Annotated in this window: 20 protein-coding genes; 18 read left to right on the top strand and 2 right to left on the bottom strand. The window is 41.2% G+C overall.

Going from position 1 to position 23,704, the window contains the following annotated elements; all coding sequences use genetic code 11:
- The first annotated feature begins 6 nt into the window (after positions 1-6).
- The 11 genes from BW986_RS23605 to BW986_RS23555 all read left to right on the top strand — a co-directional run bounded on the left by BW986_RS23605 (position 7) and on the right by BW986_RS23555 (position 11,937).
- Positions 7-288: a hypothetical protein gene (locus BW986_RS23605; RefSeq protein ID WP_142244721.1), complete on the top strand. Its 282-nt coding sequence runs from the start codon at positions 7-9 to the stop codon at positions 286-288.
- Positions 289-425: 137 nt separating this feature from the next.
- On the top strand, positions 426-2,123 hold the full coding sequence (locus BW986_RS23600; RefSeq protein WP_076371382.1) for a sigma-54 interaction domain-containing protein: 1,698 nt from the start codon (positions 426-428) through the stop codon (positions 2,121-2,123).
- Between the two features lie 821 nt (positions 2,124-2,944).
- The gene (locus tag BW986_RS23595; protein WP_076371380.1) at positions 2,945-3,808 is read left to right on the top strand and encodes a branched-chain amino acid ABC transporter permease; all 864 of its coding nucleotides are present in this window, start codon (positions 2,945-2,947) and stop codon (positions 3,806-3,808) included.
- A 1-nt stretch (position 3,809) separates the two neighbouring features.
- Positions 3,810-4,805 carry a branched-chain amino acid ABC transporter permease gene (locus BW986_RS23590; protein ID WP_076371378.1) on the top strand — a complete coding sequence of 332 codons (996 nt, stop codon included), beginning with the start codon at positions 3,810-3,812 and terminating at the stop codon, positions 4,803-4,805.
- 2 nt (positions 4,806-4,807) lie between these two features.
- Positions 4,808-5,572 carry an ABC transporter ATP-binding protein gene (locus tag BW986_RS23585; protein WP_076371376.1) on the top strand — a complete coding sequence of 255 codons (765 nt, stop codon included), beginning with the start codon at positions 4,808-4,810 and terminating at the stop codon, positions 5,570-5,572.
- Positions 5,565-6,272: an ABC transporter ATP-binding protein gene (locus BW986_RS23580; protein ID WP_076371374.1), complete on the top strand. Its 708-nt coding sequence runs from the start codon at positions 5,565-5,567 to the stop codon at positions 6,270-6,272. Before BW986_RS23585 ends, BW986_RS23580 begins: the two co-directional genes overlap by 8 nt.
- A 22-nt stretch (positions 6,273-6,294) precedes the next feature.
- Positions 6,295-7,476 carry an ABC transporter substrate-binding protein gene (locus BW986_RS23575; RefSeq protein WP_076371588.1) on the top strand — a complete coding sequence of 394 codons (1,182 nt, stop codon included), beginning with the start codon at positions 6,295-6,297 and terminating at the stop codon, positions 7,474-7,476.
- Between the two features lie 345 nt (positions 7,477-7,821).
- Entirely contained in the window at positions 7,822-8,736 is a 915-nt protein-coding gene (gene murQ / locus BW986_RS23570; protein WP_076371372.1) for an N-acetylmuramic acid 6-phosphate etherase, read from the top strand.
- Positions 8,737-8,747: 11 nt separating this feature from the next.
- The gene (locus BW986_RS23565) at positions 8,748-9,605 is read left to right on the top strand and encodes a MurR/RpiR family transcriptional regulator (protein WP_076371370.1); all 858 of its coding nucleotides are present in this window, start codon (positions 8,748-8,750) and stop codon (positions 9,603-9,605) included.
- 32 nt (positions 9,606-9,637) lie between these two features.
- The gene (locus tag BW986_RS23560; protein WP_076371368.1) at positions 9,638-11,008 is read left to right on the top strand and encodes a PTS transporter subunit EIIC; all 1,371 of its coding nucleotides are present in this window, start codon (positions 9,638-9,640) and stop codon (positions 11,006-11,008) included.
- Positions 11,005-11,937 (top strand): MupG family TIM beta-alpha barrel fold protein, encoded by a 933-nt coding sequence (locus BW986_RS23555; protein ID WP_260320943.1) that lies wholly within the window; start codon positions 11,005-11,007, stop codon positions 11,935-11,937. Before BW986_RS23560 ends, BW986_RS23555 begins: the two co-directional genes overlap by 4 nt.
- A gap of 49 nt (positions 11,938-11,986) precedes the next feature.
- Here the strand turns inward: BW986_RS23555 and BW986_RS30400 are convergent, their stop codons facing one another.
- On the bottom strand, positions 11,987-12,142 hold the full coding sequence (locus BW986_RS30400; RefSeq protein WP_179086150.1) for a hypothetical protein: 156 nt from the start codon (positions 12,140-12,142) through the stop codon (positions 11,987-11,989).
- Positions 12,143-12,216: 74 nt separating this feature from the next.
- On the opposite strand from BW986_RS30400, the gene BW986_RS23550 reads away from it, so the two are divergent.
- From BW986_RS23550 to BW986_RS23530, 5 genes are all read left to right on the top strand, one after another.
- On the top strand, positions 12,217-14,157 hold the full coding sequence (locus BW986_RS23550; RefSeq protein WP_076371366.1) for a glycoside hydrolase family 3 protein: 1,941 nt from the start codon (positions 12,217-12,219) through the stop codon (positions 14,155-14,157).
- Positions 14,158-14,170: 13 nt separating this feature from the next.
- A complete protein-coding gene (locus BW986_RS23545) occupies positions 14,171-15,409 on the top strand; it encodes an exo-beta-N-acetylmuramidase NamZ family protein (RefSeq protein WP_076371364.1) in 1,239 nt (412 codons plus the stop codon).
- Between the two features lie 190 nt (positions 15,410-15,599).
- Positions 15,600-17,075: an N-acetylglucosamine-specific PTS transporter subunit IIBC gene (gene nagE, locus BW986_RS23540; RefSeq protein WP_076371362.1), complete on the top strand. Its 1,476-nt coding sequence runs from the start codon at positions 15,600-15,602 to the stop codon at positions 17,073-17,075.
- Between the two features lie 358 nt (positions 17,076-17,433).
- On the top strand, positions 17,434-17,862 hold the full coding sequence (locus BW986_RS23535; protein WP_076371360.1) for a DUF1801 domain-containing protein: 429 nt from the start codon (positions 17,434-17,436) through the stop codon (positions 17,860-17,862).
- Positions 17,863-17,922: 60 nt separating this feature from the next.
- Entirely contained in the window at positions 17,923-18,966 is a 1,044-nt protein-coding gene (locus tag BW986_RS23530) for an oxidoreductase (RefSeq protein ID WP_076371586.1), read from the top strand.
- Between the two features lie 494 nt (positions 18,967-19,460).
- Here the strand turns inward: BW986_RS23530 and BW986_RS23525 are convergent, their stop codons facing one another.
- Positions 19,461-20,648 carry an MFS transporter gene (locus BW986_RS23525; protein WP_076371358.1) on the bottom strand — a complete coding sequence of 396 codons (1,188 nt, stop codon included), beginning with the start codon at positions 20,646-20,648 and terminating at the stop codon, positions 19,461-19,463.
- 121 nt (positions 20,649-20,769) lie between these two features.
- On the opposite strand from BW986_RS23525, the gene BW986_RS23520 reads away from it, so the two are divergent.
- Together BW986_RS23520 and BW986_RS23515 are read left to right on the top strand one after the other, a co-directional pair.
- Positions 20,770-21,216, top strand: a complete 447-nt coding sequence (locus BW986_RS23520; protein ID WP_076371356.1) for a MarR family winged helix-turn-helix transcriptional regulator — start codon at positions 20,770-20,772, stop codon at positions 21,214-21,216.
- 306 nt (positions 21,217-21,522) lie between these two features.
- The gene (locus BW986_RS23515) at positions 21,523-23,112 is read left to right on the top strand and encodes a long-chain-fatty-acid--CoA ligase (protein WP_076371354.1); all 1,590 of its coding nucleotides are present in this window, start codon (positions 21,523-21,525) and stop codon (positions 23,110-23,112) included.
- Positions 23,113-23,704 lie beyond the last annotated feature (592 nt).

Here is a 23,704-nt window from a genome sequence, read left to right as displayed (position 1 = left end):
CAAGTAGTGATGAAAATTATTTCATCACTTCCAGTTTGTCTACAAAAGGGAGTTTGGAATGGACTCATCCCGAACGATGAATTTAAAACAAGGTTTTTACTGTTTTATGAAACTTTCACTAGAGTGAAGAAATTTGCGACACTCCTGCCGAATAACTGGCTAGCCAAGACCCCACAGACGCTTGCGTTGATGAGGCTTGGCAGACAGTCGGCGGAAAGGGAGTGGATCTCTGAAATCAACTCGAATTTTTTTATGGAGAAAACTGTAGGCAAACTGATCTTCTATTAATTTGTCTAAAGTCTGTAGTGATGAAAATTATTTCATCACTACTTTTTTTAGGAGCGAAATTCGACAATTTTAAAGGAGTTTCGAAATTTATCCAGAATTGTACTTAAAAAGAATTCTTTTTGCGGCGGTGAATAGTAATGAATCAAGTGAAACAGGATTCTCAGATTAATTTGCTCAAAGAGTGGACCTTTCCTGCACTAGTCGTGGATTCTGCAAATCGGATAAAGGATTGGGGCATATATTTTAATCAATCGTTAAGTCAGAATGGTAATAATACACTAACTGAACAATTTGATGAGTGGCAATTTCTCGATAATAAAAGGCTTGCAGCTGCGAGGTTGCATGATAAACGGTATTTATTTTTATTAATGAAACAAATGGATACTGACAATATTCTATATATAGGCAGTGAAACAGAATTTTTGGACGATTTATTGATTGATGCTCATGAAACGGATAAATTGAATCGAGCACTGGATGCCATTATCGAAAATTCCTATGATGGGATATACATCACCGATCAAGATGGAGTCACGCTTTATACCAATTCGGCCATTGAACGGATCACTGGCATACCAAAAGAGTATTATATCGGCAAATCGGTGGACCAATTAATTAAACGCGGCATCTTGAATGCTTCGGTGACGCATAAGGTAGTGAAACTGAGACGGACGGTATCGGTCGTACAGGATAATTTTGAGGGAAAGGAAACATTGATTACAGGAAGTCCCGTTTTTAATGCCGAAGGGGAGATAGAGCAAGTCGTTACGAATATAAGGGATTTATCTGATTTAAATGAACTGATGCATGAGTTGACGAAAGTTAATGAGCTGAATAATCAATATAAGCAGGAAATTGAGAAACTGCGGAAGATAACAAGCAAGGATGGAGTCGTATTTGTCAGTGATAAAATGAAAATGATCTATGAGATTGCTGAAAGAATATCGGATATTGATGCGACCGTACTCATTCTGGGGGAAACGGGTGTTGGAAAGGATGTCCTTGCCCGTAATATTTATAATCGGAGCATCCGATCTAAAAAAGGGGATTTCATCAAAATAAATTGTGGGGCAATTCCCGCTGATTTATTGGAATCCGAGCTCTTTGGATATGAAGGAGGGGCATTTACCGGAGCCAATCAAAAAGGCAAACCAGGGATGTTTGAGCTAGCAGAGAGTGGGATCTTATTCTTGGATGAAGTCGGTGAGCTTCCCTTGCAACTTCAAGTGAAGCTGCTTCGGGCCCTTCAGGAAAGGGAGATTCAAAGAATCGGAGGTACAAAGCCAAAGAAAATCGATGTTCGGATAATAGCAGCCACGAACCGAAATTTATCGGAGATGGTCAAATCGGGTGATTTTCGCGAAGACCTCTTTTACAGGCTGAATGTCATTCCGATTACAATTCCTCCTCTAAGGGAAAGAAGAGAGGATATCTTGGCATTGACTGACTTATTTTTAACAAAGGCAAACGAACAATATAAATTCTCAAAAGAAATAGATTCGCGGTTGAAGGAATATTTTTATCAACATGATTGGCCAGGAAATGTCCGTGAATTGATTAATATAGTGGAGAGGCTCGTTGTGCTGACGGATAATCAAATATTATCGATTAACGACCTTCCGGAAGAATATCAGCCGGAAAACCGGAATCAGCAGAACCTCAATGCTGCCCTAACTTTAAAAGAAGCGGTGGAAAGGGCCGAAAAGGAAATCTTGACGAAAGCGGCTCAAACCTACCAAACTACATATGAAATCGCGGAAGCCCTTGATTCCAGTCAGGCTACAATAGTGAGGAAACTTAAAAAATACCGATTAAAGGTCAGTGGAAAAGAATAGGTAAGCATGAACAGAACAGCACCTCCATTGTTGGATATTATTCAACGATGGAGATGCTGTTTTTTTGACTGAAATTTCTAATGATATTTACACTTTTTGAGGGATAACGCGCTTTATTACCTGCTATTGCAGGAAATGATTGCTGTTGTGAAGGTATTTTTGGAGCCTTTTCATATTATGTCTTTATTCATTGATTCAGAAATGATTTTTTTCAGTCAATAGTGAATGAAGGACATCCCATATGGAATCGATACTTTTGATTTTTACAATTCAATAATGAATTCATTGACTGGTGAATAGTCTTATTGACGGTGATTTAATGTTTGGCACGGCACTTGCATTTATTAACAGGAATAACTAACAGGAATAACAGGTAACACGAAATTAATCTATGGAATGATCCTCCTCTAGAAGGTGCGGGGTGAAAGGGGTGAACGAACCACACGATTACCATGGGGTTAGCCTTTATTAAAGAGAAGATGGAATCATTTGCTATCCCTAATAACAGCATTTGCTTGTCAGCATACCACTTAATCCTTGAATAGAGTCAATATGAAACTATGCTGATTTTTGATGATATCCAATTGAATTAAGTGGTCATAAGAAATGAAAGCGCTAACAACTAATTCGGTTTTTTCCGCTGCACCCTAAGTTATATCTGATGGTGGTGAGTATAGGGAAATAAAGCTTGAAGTTGAGCCTGTGGGGAAATAAGTGAAAGTGTTTCTCGTTGCAGATGTGTGCTTTCAAAATATGGACAGGATTGTGGGCCAGGGAATGAGCAGCAAAGTGAAGTTCATTAATTTTCAAGGAGGAATTAAATGGAAATTTTGATCCAGCAGCTTTTTAATGGTTTGACGATTGGCAGCGTATATAGTCTTGTTGCCCTGGGATTGACGCTAGTATATGGAATTTTGCATATCCCGAACTTTGCCCACGGTGCCCTATATATGTTGGGTGGATATATCACATTGTCAATGATGACATTATATGGGGTCAATTACTGGATTGCCATGTTCGTATCCATTATCGTTGTTGGTTTGTTGGGAGTCCTTTTGGAACGTTTCGTGTTCCGCCTGTTAAGGGAGGCACCTCCATTGCACGATAAGATTGCAGCAATCGGAATTCTCCTTTTTCTTGAAGCTTTTGCCCAATTTGTCTGGGGTGCCGACTTCCATACAATGACCTCTCCATACGGCCAAGTGGTCAATATCATGGGCCTGACATTCACACTTCAGCGATTATTGATCATCGTGTCAGCTATCGCGGTGATGGTTTTACTTTACCTTTTCCTTAAGAAAACTTATGCCGGTTCAACGATAATAGCGATGTCCCAAAGCCGTGAAGGGGCGTCATTGGTGGGAATCAACATTAATAAAGTCGCGATGCTTACCTTCATGATATCGGGTGGATTGGCAGCGATCGCTTCATCCCTTGCATCACCGATTAACCTTGTTTTTCCAGGCATGGGGCATTTAGTCATCCTAAAAGCATTCGTCATTATCATCTTGGGAGGGATGGGGAGCATCCCGGGGGCAATCGTAGGCGGATATATCCTAGGTTTCAGTGAGAGCTTGGGCGCAACTTATATTTCAAATGATTATAAAGACATCATTGCATTCATTCTTTTAGTCGTAATATTAACCGTGAAACCAACAGGTCTTTTTGCCAAGGGGGAGAGGTAGCGTGAAGATATTAACGAAAAGAAATGTGATTATCGCACTTATCATCTTTGCTTTTTCATTCCCCTTTATCGCGCAAAACGACTATTATCTCCATATGCTGACACTTTCGTTCATCTGGGCGATAGCTGTTTATGGAATCAATTTATTATCAGGCTATACTGGATATCTCTCGCTTGCACATGCTGGATTTTTTGCGATTGGAGCATATTCACTAGGCCTGCTGACGGTAAAAGCGGGAATGAACTTTTGGCTGGCGCTTATAGCGGCATGTTTGATCACATGTACAATTGGGTTTTTGATCGGTTTGATCGCGCTGAGGACAAAGGAACACTTTTTCGCGATTTATACACTATGTGTGGGTTACATCATATATCTGGTCATCGATAAATGGGAGGGACTTACAGAGGGGGTAAGGGGATTGATAGGTATCCCTGCTCCTGGGAATATAGGGCCGATCACATTCGATACTGCAGCATCCCAATATTATCTAGTCCTCATTTTCCTGCTTGCAGTGATCTTAATCGTGTATCGAATTATACGCTCGTTGACCGGCAGGACGTATATGGCCATCAGGAACAGCGAGGACCTTGCACAAACGATTGGTATATCCACAATGAAGAATAAGTTAACCGCATTTGTCCTATCCACATTCTTTGCAGGATTGGCAGGCGCCTTGTATGCTTCATTCATTCGTTTCATTGGACCTGATATCGGTTCAACTGCCATAATGTTCGATCTATTGATGTATTTATTGGTTGGTGGAATCGGGACACTTTCAGGTCCGTTGGTAGGAACATTATTGTTAGTAATCCTTTCGCAGAATTTGCAATTCCTTCAAGAATATCGAATGTTGATATTCGGGCCATTGCTTACGGTGATCATTATCTTTTATCCGCGCGGAATCGCAGGGGCCTTCTTTGATTGGCAAAGAAAGCGAAAAGATAATGAGCTGTCCGGGGTGAGGAGCGAAATGCACATAAAAGCTGAGGAGGGATGAATTTGCTAATCGAAACTAAGAATTTGACAAAGCGGTTTGGAGGATTGGCGGCCGTCAATAATGTGGATTTTACGATTGAAAAGGGTAGAATCAATGCAATAATCGGGCCAAATGGTGCAGGAAAATCAACTTTTTTCAACTTGATCAGCGGCTTTCATCGACCAACTTCTGGGACGGTCCTTTTTAAAGGGATTGATATCACCAAACTTCCTGCCAATGAAATAGCGGGGCTCGGAATTTCAAGAACCTTTCAAACGACAAGCCTTTTTGATCAATCGACCGTATTGGATAATGTCATTGTCGGGCATAGACTGCGAACCAAATCCAATCTGGTGGATGCCATTCTAAGAACAAAACGATTAAAACGGGAGGAAGCGGCGTGCAGGGATAAGGCTTTGGAGGTACTTGATATTGTTGGATTGACGGAATCGGCTGACAGAATGGTCTCCAGCATCTCCCAGGAAGAAAAGAAACGGACAGCCATTGCCCTTGCCCTTGCGACGGAACCGGAAATTATCTTTCTTGATGAACCTGCTGCGGGAATCAACCCGGATGAAACGGAAGGCTTGACAGAACTGATTAAAAAATTGAATCGATCGGGACTGACCGTTTGTTTAATCGAGCACAAAATGCATATGATCATGAACTTGGCAGATCACATCATGGTCCTTAATTACGGGGAAAAAATCGCCGAGGGCACACCTAAGGAAATCCGCGGAAATGAAGCGGTGATTAAAGCCTATTTGGGAGGTAGTGCCAGTGCTTAAGTTAACCGATGTCGCCGTGAATTATGGGAGTTTCACTGCGATAAAACATGTGAATATCGAAGTTGCCAAGGGAGAGATCGTTGTCTTGTTAGGAGCGAATGGGGCAGGAAAAAGCACGACTTTTCGTTCCATAAGCGGAATCAGTAAGCTGTCCAAGGGGGAAATTCATTTTCTGGGCATGCCGATAGGGGGCCGTGCCCCGGATAAGAATGTTCGGGAAGGAATCGTCCAGTGTGCCGAAGGGCGTAAACTGTTTCCACAGATGACCGTTTCGGAAAATCTGAGGATGGGTGCCTATGTGCATCGAAAGAAGAAAACGGAGATCAAGGATTCCTTGGAATACGTCTATCACTTATTCCCGATTTTAAAAGAAAAGCATCATGATGAAGCGGGAAGCCTGAGCGGAGGCCAACAGCAAATGCTCGCAATTGGAAGAGCTTTGATGTCAAAACCGAAATTGTTGATGCTTGATGAGCCTTCGGTGGGACTCGCTCCGCTTATTGTTGAACAAATGTTTCGGGTCATTGAAGAAATAAACCGCGAAGGAATCACGGTCCTCCTAGCTGAACAAAACGCGAATGCTGCTCTCGGCATTGCAGATAAAGGATATGTTTTTGAAAATGGGGAAATTGTCGTTCAAGGGACAGCAAGTGAGTTATTAGCCAATGATGAAGTAAGGAAAGCGTATATTGGGGCCTGAAAAAATCGAATGGGGGATTTTTATGAAAAAACTGAAAGTATTATTTATCTTTCTCCTGCTAATGATCACTGCGTTGACCGGGTGCAATAAAGGGGATAGCCCTGTGTCTAGCAGTGGCAGTAAAGGAAAAAGTGAAAATGTCGTTAACATCGGTTTTAGCGGTCCTTTAAGCGGGGCAGCAGCCTTATATGGGAAACGGACATTGAATGGTGTCGAAATGGCCGTCAATGAAATTAACGATGCTGGCGGGTTTGAAGTAGATGGTAAGAAATACACGCTGAATTTAGTATCGTTGGATGATAAATACTTACCTAATGAAACAGGGTCGAATGCTAAACGATTAATTCAGGAATATGATACGCCGATCATTTTCACTCCTCATAGCGGAGGTGTGCTGGCACTCCAGGTTTTTAATGAACAAGAGGAATTCATCATTGGTGCATATACGAGTGAGCCGGCTGTGACGGAGAGCGGAAATTCTTTAACCGTTCGGATTCCACCGAATTACGAAGGATATATCGAACCTTTTACAACATATGCAATGGAACATTTCGGCAAGAAGATTGCGGCTTTGCCAACATCTTCGCAATACGGGAAAGACTGGACGGAAGCCGTGCTCCCGCATTGGGAAAAGCAAGGCGGAAAAGTCGTTTATAATTCCTCGATTGATTTCGCCAAAGAAACTGATTTTTTTACGATTGTCACCAATGCCTTGAAAAAAGATCCTGATGTGCTATTTATCGGTGGTGCTTCGGAACCTACGGCAAAAGTAGCGAAGCAAGCTCGGGAACTAGGATTTAAGGGCGGTTTCATCATCATGGATCAAGCAAAGCTGGATCAAATGAAGCCGATTGCAGGGTCATATGAAACATTGGAAGGCTCGATTGGCGTTCTGCCGCTGATGGATTCAGATGAAGAAGCAGTGCCTGCTTTCGTTGAGAAATATCAAAAGAATTATAAGGAAGATCCAAGCTCCGAAGTAGGATTGAATTATATCGCCATGTATGCGTTTGTGGAGGCGATGAAATCTGCAGGCAGCGTTGATGATGCCAAGGCCATCCGTAAACATATGCAAGATGGACTTTCAAATATAGGGCCAGATCAAAAAATATACGATATTCCTTCGATTGATGAAAATGGAGGATTTGCATCAACTATTGTCGTCGGTGCAGTAGAGAACGGGAAAGTAGTCCCTGTCCGTTAAGGGTAAAGGGATGCAGATGTTCCGGATAGTATACTAGTTAAGCTTTTTGTTAATTCGTGTATCGTTCCTGATAATAGGAACGGTACACGTTTTTTTATTGTTGAAAAAATCTACATCCAAAAATAGTAGACTCCTAAAGCGGCCATAGATTCATATTTAATTTAATAAGGAGTTCGCCGGCATTTGGGTTTGAGGAAAGAAAAATGCTAATTAACAAATTTTACAAAAATATCTTGTATCCGAGTAATGAAAACGCTATCATTGAATATAATATGAAATATAATTTCATTTTTTTCTATTAAAAAATGAAATTATATTTAAGTGATTGATAATAGGGGGATTTAATTGTCTATGGAGGAACATTTGCGTTCATTAACGACTGAATTACGGAACGAAAAGACGATGAATATCGACAGTGCAAATACGATCGAAATCATTTCTGCAATCAATAAGGAAGATTTTAAAGTGGCAGCAGCGGTTCAGGCGGTATTGCCAAAGATTGAAACGGTGGTTGAATGGGCTTGCGAATCGTTAAAAAAAGGAGGGAGACTCATATACATCGGGGCAGGAACGAGCGGAAGACTCGGTGTTCTGGATGCCGTGGAATGTCCCCCGACTTTCAGCACACCGCCTGATAGGGTGCTGGGAATAATCGCAGGAGGGGAAAAGGCGTTTGTTCGGGCTGTTGAAGGAGCAGAGGATAAAGAAGAGTTTGGGGAATGTGATCTGATTGACGTGGAACTTACAGCAAATGATACGGTTATTGGCATCGCGGCAAGCGGCCGAACCCCTTATGTGAGGGGCGCTTTACGTTATGCAAGAAAAGTTGGGGCTAAAGCGGTGGCATTATCATGCAATGAAAACGCGAGCATCACCGAAGCAGCTGATATAGGGATCGAAGTGGTGGTCGGACCGGAAGTGTTAACAGGATCCACGAGAATGAAAGCGGCAACCGCACATAAAATGGTACTCAATATGATCTCAACGGCAACCATGATCCGGTTGGGAAAAGTCTATGAAAATCTGATGGTCGATGTTAATGTCAGTAATCTAAAATTGAAGGAGCGCGCAATAAGCATCATAGAAACTGTAACGAATGCTGATTATGATCAAGCTTTGAATACGCTTGAAAAGGCAAACAATCAAGTTAAACCAGCGATTGTCATGATAAAAACGGCAACAGATTATGAAAAAGCGATGGAGTTGCTGGAGAATGCGGATGGAGATGTCAGAAAAGCCATCTCGATCAATGAAGATTAAGGGGGGAAGCAATGGCTACAGGAGGATTATCCATCATACAGACAATGTTGAGCAAGCTGCCGCAATCTGAACAAAAACTAGCAGAATATATTCTACAGAATCCTCATGAAGTTGTGAACAGCACTGTACAGGAATTAAGTACGTCCGCCCAAACAAGCGGGGCTGCCGTTATTAGGTTGTGTAAATCGCTTGGAATAAAAGGGTTTCAAGATTTGAAAATAAGGATTGCTGGAGATTTGATGAAGACCGTTGAACAGGGTTACCGGGATATCGAGCCTTCCGAATCACTGTATCGGATTGTGGAGAAAACAACGAGTAATTCGATTCAGACCATTAGGGACACATCTGAAATAATCGATCACGATAATCTCAAACAGGCGATCAAACTGATGCTGAATGCTAAAACCGTCCACTTTTGCGGAGTGGGTGCTTCGAATATAGTTGCTGCTGACGCCCAGCAAAAATTACTTCGCGTTAATAAAGGGGCAACGGCTTTTACAGATATGCATTTAGTTGCAACCCTGATAGCAAATGCTGATGAAAATGACATCGTTTTTGCCATTTCATTTTCAGGGGAAACACCTGAAGTTGTCAATATATTGAAGCTGGCAAAAGAACGTGGGGTCAAGACAATCGGGCTGACTCATTATGGCCAAACAACGGTATCATCTTTGTGTGACGCCACACTGTATACATCCCATTCGAATGAGGCACCTTTTCGAAGTGCAGCAACATCCTCACGATTGGCGCAATTATATATGATCGACATTTTGTTTTTGGGGATGGCTTCAGAACAATATGAAGAGACTGTCCAATATATTGATAACACCAGGTCTGCCATTAAATCGATGACAAAGCGATATAAATGATTGATACGAGATTTGACAAAGGGGGCTTTTGAATGGGTAAGGGGGATAAGTACGCCAGTTTAGCAGAAGAGTTATTGGGGAAATTAGGCGGGGCTTCTAATGTTGCCGATGCTGCACATTGTATGACCAGACTCAGGGTACTGCCAATCGATCGTTCGAAAGTAAATATGGAAGATATAAAAAATATGGAAGGCGTTTTTGGCGTCATTGAAGAGGAAACGATACAAATCGTCCTCGGGCCAGGCGTGGTGAACAAGGTTCATACAGAATTTGAAAAGCTTCTGGAGGAATCTTCTGGCGATTTGAGCTTAAAGGAAGTAGCCTCGAAGAATAAATCAGAGATTGATAGGAAAAACGCAAAACCGTTTAAACTTTTTTTACGCAGGATTGCAAGTATTTTCATCCCTTTAATTCCCGCCTTAGTGGCATCAGGTTTGATTACCGGTATTACAAAAGCAATCGTTCAAGCGGGCTGGCTTGCAGCAGAATCGCAATTAGCCATCATTTTAACCGTTATCGGATCGGGGCTGTTTGCCTACTTGGGGATTTTGGTTGGGACCAATGCAGCAAAAGAATACGGTGGATCACCTGCACTTGGTGCATTAGCAGGTATCTTGGTCATAAACCCGGCCGTCGGCGACATTTCATTGTTCGGTGAAAATTTGCTCCCTGGCCGCGGTGGGTTGATAGGAGTCCTCTTTGCAGCTATTTTCATAGCCTTGGTGGAAAAACAGGTCAGGAAATTCATTCCTCAATCACTGGATATCATTTTGACGCCAACCATCGCTTTACTCATTACTGGGATTGTCACTTACATTGTATTTATGCCGGTAGGAGGGTTTTTATCGGATGCCATTACGACTGGGTTATTGAATGTTTTGGATTTCGGCGGTGTCGTAGCTGGATTCGTGCTTGGTGCGGCCTTCCTCCCTCTTGTCATTACTGGTTTACATCAAGGATTAACGCCTGTCCATCTGGAATTGATCAATTCGATTGGTGATGATCCACTGCTACCCATTTTGGCGATGGGTGGAGCGGGCCAAGTTGGAGCGGCATTTGCCATCTATATGAAAACGAAGAAAGCAAGTTTGAAGCGAGCTATCGGAGGAGGCCTTCCTTCCGGGATGCTAGGTATTGGTGAACCCCTTATATTTGGAGTGACCCTGCCATTAGGCAGGCCTTTCTTAACTGCTTGTTTAGGAGCAGGAGTAGGTGGAGCATTCCAGGCTCAATTCGGAATCGCAACGTCGTCCATCGGTGTGTCCGGACTGCCGCTTACCTTTTTAGTTCATCCAAACCAAATCGGACTGTTTCTCGCTGGGTTGTTCATTTCCTATATAGCAGGATTTATTTTTACGTATTTGTTTGGATTCAAAGATGAAATGGCAGTTGAATTCAAGTGATCGGAATCTCTTTTTATCTACAAGACCCGCATGCAGAAAAACAAATCATCCATGCTGCTAACCTGGGAGTGAAGAGAGCATTTACCTCGCTTCATATTCCTGAAGAAAAGGGTGATCTCGTGAAGAGGATGATCACGCTTTTAAAGCTTTCAGAGGTCTATGGAATGGAAATCCATGCAGATGTCTCATTAAAAACGCTTGATCATTTGGGGATTAGCAAATTTACGGATTTATGGCCATTAGGTATTAAAGGTATTCGCCTTGATGATGGGTTTAATAAAGAAATGGTCATATCTTTATCTAAGGTGTTTTCACTCTCACTAAATGCAAGTACGTTGAGTGAAGAAGAGCTTTTAGCCGTGCTTGGGGGCGGTGTGGAAACGGAAAGTCTGATAGCTTGGCACAACTTTTATCCAAGGCCTGAAACGGGCCTTGAGGAAGGGTTCTTTCATGAACAAAATCGAATGTTCAAGAAATACGGCATACCGATCTTTGCTTTCATCCCGGGTGCAGGAAGTAAACGCGGTCCTCTTCATGAGGGTCTTCCAACACTCGAAAAACACAGATTGGTGAATCCTTACGCTGCCGGTATTGAGATGATTCAGCATGTGGAAGGAGTTTACGTTGGAGATCAAGGAACGGAGAATAATCTGCTTGAGAAACTAACCGCCTATAAAAATCTAAATATTCTAACTGTTAGAGTGGAATCCCGAATTTTGCAAAGCGGTCAGTATAAATTGAGGCCAGATGTTTCTCAAGATGTTTTCCGGCTGCAGAATACCCGGGTCACAGCAAATGTTGAGCCGAGTAATACAGTCGCACGCAGCCTTGGGTCCATAACGATGGACAATGATGCTTACGGAAGATATCGGGGAGAGGTCCAAATTTGCAAGAGGGACCTAGGGGCAAATCACCGAGTTAATGGATAGGTCGAGTTATAGAAGAAGATATTCCCTTGCTGTCCCTTCTAAAGCCTGGTCAAATGGTAAACCTTATAATTGAGTGACCAATTGAATCGATTATATAGGGGGTAAATGGATATATTTCATAATGGCTTGTTAAAAGAGGCGGCTGCTGGGTTTCCAATGCTGCCTTGATTTCTTTATAGGATCTATATAGTTCATTTCCATTCATTTTTACCCCTTCTTGAAAGTGGACATGGAATTGTTGCTAACGGAACTAAAAAGTATACAAGGGAGGAAGCCTAAATGATAAAAAGGATATGTGCCCCTACTGGAATCGCATTATTCTTTGTTCTATCCATTTTGGGAGGGAATGCGACAGCAAGGGGATCAGAGAATGAAAAATCTGAATCTGATATTCAGGAAATCGTAGAAAACATGACAATCGATGAAAAAGTCGGTCAAATGCTAATGCCGGATTTTCGTAATTGGCAAAAACAAGGAGAAGTGAAGGCGACCGGGTTTATTGAAATGAACCCAGAAGTTGAAAGCATCATCAAAAAATATCATCTGGGCGGTGTGATTCTGTTTGCTGAGAATGTAGTCGATACCGAACAAACGGTTCGGCTAACAGATGGATTGCAGAAGGCAAGCCAGGATCTGCCGCTGTTCATAACGATCGATCAGGAAGGAGGTATCGTTACTCGCCTTCAAACTGGAACGAACCTTCCTGGTAATATGGCACTTGGTGCAGCCAGAAATGAGAGGTACGCTTATCAATCTGGAGAAATCATTGGCAAGGAACTGTCGTCACTTGGCATAAATGTCAATTTCGGGCCGTCTGTCGATGTCAATAATAATCCCGGAAATCCTGTTATTGGCGTTCGTTCCTTCAGTTCTGATCCGGAACTTGTATCAAAGCTTGGCATTCAGATGATAAAAGGATTGCAAAATCAGAACATGATAGCGACGACCAAGCATTTCCCCGGCCATGGAGATACAGCAGTCGATAGTCATTATGGTCTCCCCCTTGTTTCTCATGATAAAGAACGTTTGCGTTCCATCGAGTTGGTTCCTTTCCAAAGGGCAATCAATGCTGGAGTTGATATGATGATGACAGCACACGTTCAATTTCCTGCATTCGATGACACTAAGTATATCAGTAAAAAAGACGGTCAAGAAATTATGGTTCCTGCAACGTTGTCACAAAAGGTCATCACGGGTCTATTACGTGAAGAAATGGGCTTTGACGGTGTTGTGGTTACTGATGCTTTGAATATGAATGCCATCGCGGACAACTTCGGACAGGAAGAAGCTGTGGTCCTTGCCTTGAAATCTGGCGTTGATATTGCACTGATGCCTGCTCAGGTTAATTCGCTTCAAATGGAAAAGAATTTAACCTCTGTATTCAATGCAGTGAAAGCAGCAGTGGAAAGTGGGGAAATTCCCCTAGGTCAAGTCAATCAATCTGTAACGAGGATACTTGAACTGAAAGTGAAGAAAGGGATATTAAACACTGATGATGCTCCGATCGATAAAAAAATCGAAACCGCGCTTAAAGTGGTCGGAAATGAAGATCATTTGAAAAAAGAAAGGAAAATAGCGGAAGATGCCATCACTCTATTGAAAAATGAAGACAAAACATTGCCTTTCAAACCCAAGAAAAATGATGAAGTTTTAATTCTAGCTCCTTTTGATGACCAAGTTGAATCCATGTCCAGGAGCATCAGCGAATTAGCTGATAAAAAGAAAATCAAGAAAGTCCAAATAACGGGTATTAGTTTTTCAGGAAAGTCATTTTCAAATCAAGTGGCCAGACTCATTGATGAATCGGACTTTGTCATAACCGGTTCCTATATTGTCAAAAACGATCCGGCTGTCAATGACGGAGTGATAGATGATAGCATTCAAGATTCGTCGAAGTGGGCAACAGCCTTCCCTAGGGCGGTCATGAATCATGCTAAGAAGAAAGATAAAGAATTTGTTTTAATGAGTTTAAGAAACCCGTATGACGTTGCAAACTTTGAGGAAGCGAAAGCGGTTCTTGCTGTTTACGGATTCAAAGGGTATTCGAATGGACGTTATAGACAGCCAAATATCCCGGCAGGCATCTCGACCATTTTTGGTGAATCAAAACCTAAAGGCACGTTGCCAGTCGATATACCATCAGTAACCAAGCCCGATCAAAGCCTTTATAAATTTGGATATGGATTAGATATTAAATCTGGAAGACCCATTAAAAAATAGGGAGGGAAGCAATTTGAAAAGAATGATAACCCTATTTATCATTTGCCTGTTGACTTTCGGCATCGTTTCTTCAAAAAGTGTAACCGCTGTTAAAGAGAAGAAAAAACAAAAGGTCAGTCCCGGTATTGAAGTTCTTTTAAAAGAAGAAAAGAACGTGTTAAGCGGAAAGAAAGTCGGATTGATTACGAATCCAACTGGGATCGATTCTAAATTAACCAGCATCGTCGATCTACTTAATGATGATCCGGATATTAATTTGACAGCGTTGTTTGGTCCTGAACATGGAGTGCGTGGAGATGCACAAGCTGGTGCAAGCGTTGAATATTATATTGATGAAAAAACAGGGTTGCCCGTTTATAGCCTATATGGCAAAACGAAAAAACCGACGCCTGAAATGTTAAAGGATGTTGAGGTCCTTGTTTTTGATATCCAGGATGTCGGAACACGCTATTACACTTATATCTACACGATGGCTTATGCGATGGAAGCAGCAAAAGAAAATGATATCCCATTTATCGTGCTGGACCGGCCCAACCCTCAAGGCGGGGAGTCGGTAGAAGGGCCTGTACTTGAACCAGAATTCTCATCGTTTGTTGGTTTGTACCCAATACCTCTAAAGCATGGGATGACTGTTGGGGAACTCGCGACTTTGTTCAATAAGGAATTTAAAATTGGTGCAGATCTAAAGGTCATCAAGATGAAAGGCTGGAAGCGAGATATGGATTATGACGATACTGGTCTCCCTTTTGTCTTGCCGTCACCGAATATGCCGACAGTTTCCACTACGTTCGTATATCCGGCTACAGGCTTGATCGAGGGAACGAATGTCTCGGAAGGCAGAGGAACGACTAAACCATTCGAGTTGATTGGTGCTCCTTATATAAACGGTGAAGAGCTTGCTGATAAATTAAATGCATTAAGGTTACCTGGCGTAAAATTCAGGGCAGCCTCCTTTACACCTACATTTTCAAAACATGCAGGTAAACTTAGCCACGGAGTGGAAATTTATATAACGGATAGAGAGCAATTCAAAGCTGTCCCTACCGGACTTCACATAATCAAGACCATTCAGGATCTATATCCTGGAGATTTCGAATTCCTTGCAGCCAACAATTTCAATTTATTGATTGGCAATGGATGGGTAATGTCAAGAATTGAAGAAGGTTCATCAGTAAATGAAATCATGAAAGAATATCAAGTAAAGCAGGATGCTTTTAAAAAGGTTCGCAAAAATTACTTGCTCTATAAATAAGTGAAAAAAGAAAAGTCCGGTTGGACTTTTCTTTTTTTGATGAACTTTCGAAGGAAGAGAAAATCGCTAAGACTTTATTCCTGAATAAAGCCAAATTTATAATTGAAATGCAGTTCTAAAATGGAAGGAACCGTTGTCTAATAGAATATGGGGTTTGCCCTAAATCAGTACTCGTCAGGAGGAAAGCGGGATGAAAAAATATCTTCAAAAAATTGGGCGTTCCTTGATGCTGCCAGTAGCCGTATTGCCGGCAGCCGCCATATTAATGGGGATCGGTTATTGGATAGACCCAGCAGGATGGGGAGCGGGAAGTCCATTAGCGGCTTTCTTAATTAAAGCGGGTTCTTCGATCATTGATAATATGGCTATCTTGTTTGCTGTTGGAGTGGCGTTGGGGATGTCGAAAGGGAAAGATGGAGCCGCAGCTTTGAGCGGTCTGGTAGCCTATCTAGTCGTAACGACATTGCTTTCCACGGACTCGGTAGCGATGCTGCAAGGAATTGATGCAAAAGATGTAAATCCAGCATTTGTGAAAATAGAAAATGCATTTGTCGGAATCCTCTCGGGCCTTATAGCGGCAGCAATGTATAATCGGTTCAGTAAGGTCGAGCTGCCGGATGCACTCGCTTTCTTTAGCGGTAAACGCCTTGTCCCGATCCTTACTGCGGTTGTCATGTTACTCGTTTCTCTTATATTATTCTTCGTATGGCCACTCATCTACTCCTGGTTAGTTATATTTGGGGAAGGAATAAGTGAATTAGGTGCAGCTGGAGCAGGACTCTATGGATTTTTCAATCGGCTTTTGATACCAACAGGTTTACATCATGCGTTAAACTCCGTATTCTGGTTCGATGTAATAGGACTTAACGATATCGGTAAATTCTGGGCTGGAACAGGAATAAAAGGAACCACGGGCATGTATCAAGCCGGATTCTTTCCCGTCATGATGTTCGGTTTACCGGCTGCTGCTCTTGCCATGTACCATTCAGCAAAATCACGGAAGAAAAAACAAGTGGCCTCATTAATGCTCGCAGCTGGTTTCGCTTCATTTTTCACAGGCGTTACTGAACCGTTGGAATTTGCTTTCATGTTTGTTGCACCAGCCCTATTTGTTGTGCATGCCTTATTAACAGGGATATCGTTAGCTATTGCTGCGACTTTCCAATGGACAGCAGGGTTCGGTTTTAGTGCTGGATTCATTGACTTTGTTTTAAGTTCAAGATTGCCATTGGCAAATGAACCTTATATGCTGCTTCTTCAAGGACTGGCTTTTGCTGTCATTTACTATTTCTTATTCCGATTCTTGATAAAAAGGTTCAATTTAATGACTCCAGGCAGAGAAGATGATACAGAAGATGAGCTTGATGGTGGAGGAGTGATTGCGGAAGCAGACAGCAGTCATGGCGGGAATGATGAGAGTAAATTCTTTGGAATGGCTTCCGCTATTTATGAAGGTTTAGGCGGAGACGCTAACGTAATATCTGTAGATAACTGCGTTACCCGATTAAGGGTTGAGGTGGAGAGCATGGGAGCTGTCGATCAGAATAAAATCAAATCAACAGGGGTTGCTGGAATCAATATCGTGGGTCCCCAAAGTATTCAAGTAATCGTTGGGACACAAGTACAATTCATAGCTGATGAAATTGAAAAGATCCGGCGGCAATAGCTGATACACTAAAAGTCTACGATCAGGATTATATTTTCTGATCGTAGAGATTTTTATGATAAAGTACTGGTTTTAAACGCGCAAAAGATATATCTTTATTAACTCTGCTCTTAAAATAGAATAAAACGAATCAATGTTCTATAATATATAAGGGTATTGAATGAAGGATTTGCCATGAAGCTTGGAGAACTATTAATGAAGCTCTTCCGCCAATCATTTGAATAAATAGGATATCAGCGGTAATGAAGGCTGTATACATACACGTCAATCTATAAAATACGATCATAAAGTGTACCAAGTTTTGAGCAAGGGATATCTTTTGCATTTTTCAAACGTTTAGAATGGGGAGGTTCCGGTCTTGTATAAACAAAAAACCAAAGAAACTGACAGTAGTGTCATTGAGTTCATTGAGAACGTCGATAATCCAAAAAAGCGTGAAGATGCATATGAATTGTTGGATGTTTTCACCACAACGACAGGTTATGAGGCAAAGATGTGGGGACCGAGCATCATTGGGTTCGGTATCTATCATTATAAATATGAATCAGGTCACGAAGGAGATGCCCCTCTGGTAGGCTTTTCCCCTCGAAAAGCAAAAATCAGTTTATATTTTTCTCCAGGGGATAAAAAAAGGGAAGAATTATTACAGGCATTTGGAAAACACACTTCCGGAAAAGGGTGTGTGTACATCAATAAAGTGGCAGATATCGATGTTAATGTATTGAAAGAATTGATTAATCAGTCTGTCAAGTTTTTGAGAGATAAGTACCCGGACAATGAAATATAATAGAATGTATGATCAATTTATAATTGTTTAAGAGGAACAAGAAAGCGAGTGGGAACGAAAATGAGAAAAATTAAAGTGGGCATAGTTGGGTACGGATTGTCAGGAGCAACATTTCACGCTCCATTACTAGGTGTTTTAGGGGAGTTTCAAATAACGAAAGTTGTCAGCTCCAAGAAGGAAAAAGTCCAAAAAGATCTGAAAGATGTGGAAGTGGTAAGCAGCTTAGATGAAATTCTTGAAGACGCGTCCATTGATTTGGCTGTTATTACGACACCGAGTGGTTTGCATTATGAAATGGCCAAGCAATGCTTGTTAGCCGGGAAGCATGTCATCCTTGAAAAGCCGATGGTAGTGGAAGCATGGGAGGCAGAGGAGCTAATTAAGATTGCCGAGGAAAAGAATCTGCTATTAAGTGTCTATCATAACCGGAGATGGGATAATGACTTTTTGACCGTGAAAAAACTTATGGATGATGGAGTGCTTGGGGAAATCAATACATACCAAGTCCATTATGATCGATACAGGCCTGTGGTCAGGGATAGATGGAGGGAAAAACCGGGCCCGGGATCAGGCATGCTTTATGATTTAGGATCACATCTCATCGATCAAGCACTGCATTTGTTTGGATTGCCGCAATTCGTTTGGGCAGATGTATTTTCCCAAAAAGAAAATGCAGAAACGGATGATTATTTCCATGTGATATTAGGATATGAAAAGCTGAGAGTCATCTTGCATTCAGGCTCCATCGTTCCGAATAATGGACCGCGGTATCAGGTGCATGGAAGTAAAGGATCATTTATCAAGTACGGTCTTGATTGCCAAGAGGCTGCCCTAAGTGAAGGGAAAAAACCGATGGATGACTCTTGGGGTGCAGATGATCCCGAATTCTATGGTAAGCTGGTTACGGTTGAAGGAGAAAATGAGATACATGAAACCATTGAAACACTGCATGGTTCTTATTTAACGTATTATCAGGCAGTTGCCGATAGTATATTGAGCGGGAAAAAAGCTCCAGTCACTGCCCAAGAAGGGTTATCGGTCATTAAAATCATTGATGCGGCTTTTGAAAGCAGTAAAGGTAAGAAAGCCATTTATATTAAATGAAATTCAATTTCCCCTTATAACAATATGAATGGAGAAAACTGAATGTTAAGCGGCCTTATTTTCAGAAATAAGGCCGCTTTTTATTTTGGTCAATGCATGATTTCCCGGTTTATTTTGTAAATCAAAACTCCTGAATTCGATTGTTACGCAAGGTTTAGAGCTGTTTCCGCATGAAATAGGAGTAAAAACATGAGAGGTTGAGTGTTTACTCGTGAATTTGTGCCATTTACTCGTGAATTTGGAGCAAATACTCGTGAAATTCATACATTTACTCGTGAATTATCCCCTTTTACTCGTGAATTCAAATTTCACACAAGATTTAGAGCTGTTTCCGCATGAAATAGGAGCGAATACTTGAGAGATTGAAGTATTTGAACTGGTGGATATACTGTTTTGGAGGATTTAAATTGATAAAATCATAATGAAAACCCCCGAATGGCGGCTGCTACTCGGGGGTTTCGTTAAGGTATAAAACTTGAAATGTCTTTTAAGCTCTAGGATAATGCCTTTGCATGAAGAGATCGCTTTTGCCAAGCCATGGTAATCAGCAAAGTAATGAATAAGAGGATAAGGCCCAACATGAACGGATAGGTAATGTGGACATCATACATCATTCCGGCAAGAGTAGGTCCGAGCACATTTCCGATGCTCATATATGCATTATTCATACCCATTGCAAAGCCCTGCTCATTTCCTGCCATCTTGGAAATCAGTGTGTTAAGAACTGGACGTAAGATGGAGGTGGAAAGGAAGATGACCAGTGAAATTAAAAAGAAAATCAGGTAACTTGAAGCAAAAAGTGATAGGAGGAAACCGATGGCTGCAACACTGATAAAGATATTCAGCACATTCACTTCCCCGAAACGGTGTACAATCCGGTCGACGACAAACAGTTGTACAATTACACTGACGATACCGGTGGCTGTAACCATGACGGCGATGTCCTTAGGGCTTGAATTGAATTGATTATCAAGATAAAGACCAATGACAGATTCATATGCCATTAAGCCAAAGCTCATTACTAGAGTAATGATGAGTGGGATGAAATAGGGCATTTTCACGGATAGGGCAATCTTCCGAACCATCGTTTCGGTTTTTGCATCCATGGGTTGAGTAACCTGTGCCGTTTCGCTTTCTTTTAAAACAAAAATTGAAAATACCACAGCTGATAGGGATACCAGCGCAGAAATCAAAAAGGGAAACTTCAAGCCAAAGTCAGCTAAAAAACCTCCAATTCCTGGACCGACTACAATTCCCAGTGACATGGCGGCAGATACTAAACTATTTCCTTTAGCGCGTTGATCAAATGTGGTGATATCGGCTACATAAGCAAAAATTGCGGGTATAAGCAAAGCTGCCCCGATCCCGCCAATGATGCGTGAAGCATATAATAACCAAATGGAATTGACTGCATAAAAAATAAACATGGATAATGTCAAACCGACCAATCCATAAATAATCATTTTTCTGCGCCCAAATTGGTCAGTCCATTTTCCGGCAATTGGTGAAAAGATAAGTTGTGCACCTGCGAAAATGGCAATCATTAGGCCAGCGGCGGTTCCTCCTTGATTAATGGAGGCAAGGTATGCTGGTAAAATGGGAATGATGATACCGAAACTTCCTATTGCTATAAACATATTGATCATGAGGATAATGATCTTTTTGCGTTGTTCTGCTGACATGGACAGCCTCTCTCTCTCTTTAAAAATCAATAACCAATTTAATTCGCATGGTTAATTTTTTGATACGTTAATTATGTTATAGTTTTAGATAGATAGTGTCAATAAGAAAGGATTGTCAAACATGCATTCAAGTGAATTGTATAATTTACATCTAGAAATCAAGGAATTAAGCAGCCTCTCACAGGAATTGGTGGAACCGTTATTGGTTAAATATGATTTAACTTCTGTACAGTACCGCGCATTGCAATTAATTGTCTTGACTGAATCCATAGCAGTTAAGGATGTTTCGAATCATTTAAAAATCAAACCTGCAGCAGGAACTGCACTAATTGACCGGCTTGAACGGAAGAAGTTGATTGAGAGGGTACACAGTGAGGATGATCGGCGGTTCGTTTTTATCCAATCCACCGAAAGTGGAAGGAAAACCTATCATTCCATAAATAAGTGTTTTGCCCAAATCTTTCGTGACTTTTACGGAGTCCTAAATGAAGAGGAAACGCAACGGCTCAAACAAATCGTCGGTAAACTTACCGAACATGCATCATCTTGCATAGAGAATAAAATATAGTCTTCCTGACGTGTATAGTTTCCATTATAATAGAAAGAAGAGGGACATAATATTTTCTAAAGCAGTGAATTCCACTGTTTTTAGGGGGTTAATTATCAGAATAATTAAAAAATATTTATCCAAGTCAGTCCCTAGGTATAACGTTATTCAATGATTCTTAAGAAATCCATTAAAGAAGATATGACTTTTGGAAAATGAATCTGTATCAAAAAGGTTAAGAAATTTTTTTCTCAATGACTCATCATGACGAACCAGGCAGAGGAAGTGTGCTGTAAGCAGAGAATCTCAAAAGAAGGAGATGGTAAAATGTTTTCCCCATTAACCCCAATGGATTGGAAGCGCAGGGCCGTAAAATATTATCCTCATAAAGTGGCAGTCATCGATGAAGAGAAAGAGTTTACATACAAGGAATTCGGGCAGCGGACAGATCAACTTTCCAAAGCACTGTATTCTTCGGGAATTGAAAAAGGCGACCATATTGCAGTAATGTTGCCAAATACGCATTATATGTTGGAATGTTTTTATGGCATTTGTCAAATGGGAGCGGTTATGGTTCCTTTGAATTATAGACTTGCTGCAGAGGATTTGGAATATATCATCAAGCATAGCGATTCAAAAATGTTGATTGTCGATGAAGAGTTCACCGCTCCAATCGAAAAGATCCTTACTAGACTTTCCTTGGAAAAAATCATTATCGTCCATGTTGAAGGACATGAAACCACTTTACCTGGAATAGACTATGAAAATTTCATTTTGCATGCAATTGATGAAGCACTGCCAGAGGTTACAATCGATGAAAATCAACTTTTGACTATAAATTATACGAGTGGAACGACTTCAAAACCAAAAGGGGTAATGTTAACCCATCGCGGGAATTACATGAACGCCGCTAATTTCATTTATCACCTTGGAGTGAATCATGACGATGTATACTTACATACCCTGCCAATGTTTCACGCTAATGGCTGGGGAGGTGTATGGTCGGTAACGGCTACTGGCGGGACTCATGTATGTTTAAGGAAAGTCGATCCCCCTCTTATCCTCCAATTATTCGCCCATCATAATATTACATTATTATGCGGGGCACCTACTGTCGTCAATATGCTAGTGAATGATCCTAAAGCAAAAGAAACAAATATCAAAGTGCGCCCAAGGATGGCAACAGCAGGTGCACCTCCAGCAGCAGCGCTTATACAAAAGGCACAAGAAATCCTTGGCTTGAATATGATTCACGTATATGGATTAACAGAAACTTCCCCTTTCATCCTTTATAACGAGTGGAAGAATGAGTTTGAAGCTAAATCGGCGGACGAACAGGCAATAATAAAGGCAAGACAAGGAATTGAATTGGTTTTCAATGGGGAAACGATGGTAGTCAATCAAGATGGGAAAGAAGTCGCTTGGGATGGAAAGGAACTGGGGGAAATCATTACTCGCGGCAATGTTGTAATGGAAGGATATTATAAGGATCCGGAAAAGACGGCCGAAGCAATTAGGGATGGCTGGTTTCATACAGGAGATCTGGCAGTGACCTATCCTGATGGATATATTGAAATACAGGACAGGGCTAAGGATTTAATCATTTCAGGGGGAGAAAATATTTCTTCAACAGAGGTGGAAGGGGTAATGTATAAACATCCAGATGTTTTGGAGGCGGCGGTCATTGCCATCCCAGACGAAAAGTGGGGAGAAACGCCCAAGGCAATCATTGTGCTGCACCCCAATGCGGAAGTGACGGAAAATGAGATCATAACCTTTTGCCGCTCTAAAATGGCTCACTTTAAAGCACCCACAACAGTTGAATTCGTAGAGTCTTTACCGAAAACGGCAACAGGTAAGCTACAAAAATACCGTTTGAGGGAAATCCATTGGAAAGGAACTAAAAAGGTAAATTAAAGGCTTTCATTATAGGAACGGGACAATAGTAAAGGTTGTCATAATAAATTGATACCAAATTAAGTACGGCAAATAACAAGACCAAGAATGCTTTTAAAATAGCATTCTTGGTCTTTATTGTTTTGGAAAGCACCATTTCCTCCGTATTACGTGGGAACCAGGTAGAGTAATTAACGAAGGCTTCCCAATGAAAGGTTTGACTTAGTGCAATAAGTATCCGTTATTTTAGATAAACTTGTTTTTTAACCATTAGCATCGACTGATAGATGATAAGCGTGTTTTACCGGAAAAATAAACTGCTATTAAACTATAGGACTGCCAGCGAGTGTGATGCCAGTGCAGTATATGGGGAGTCAAATATGTAAACTAAGGAAAAAATTTTAAAACAGGTTAAAAGCATTATTTCTGGATAATTAGAGTAGAGGCTTACATCAATCGTTATTTTGTAAAGAATAGCACGGTAAATTTTAAAAAAACTAAATGAGATCACACTATAAGGAAGAAACTAATGAGCACATAGAAAATAAGTGATAATCCATTAAAAATTCTGTAAATTTAAATCAAACATTATAACGTTATATTGATTAGTTCA

The organism is Peribacillus simplex, from assembly GCF_900156045.1.
Taxonomy (GTDB): Bacteria; Bacillota; Bacilli; order Bacillales; family DSM-1321; genus Peribacillus; species Peribacillus simplex_D.
The sequence above is the reverse complement of the archived record's forward strand: the minus strand, read 5'-3'. Positions and strand labels throughout refer to the sequence as shown.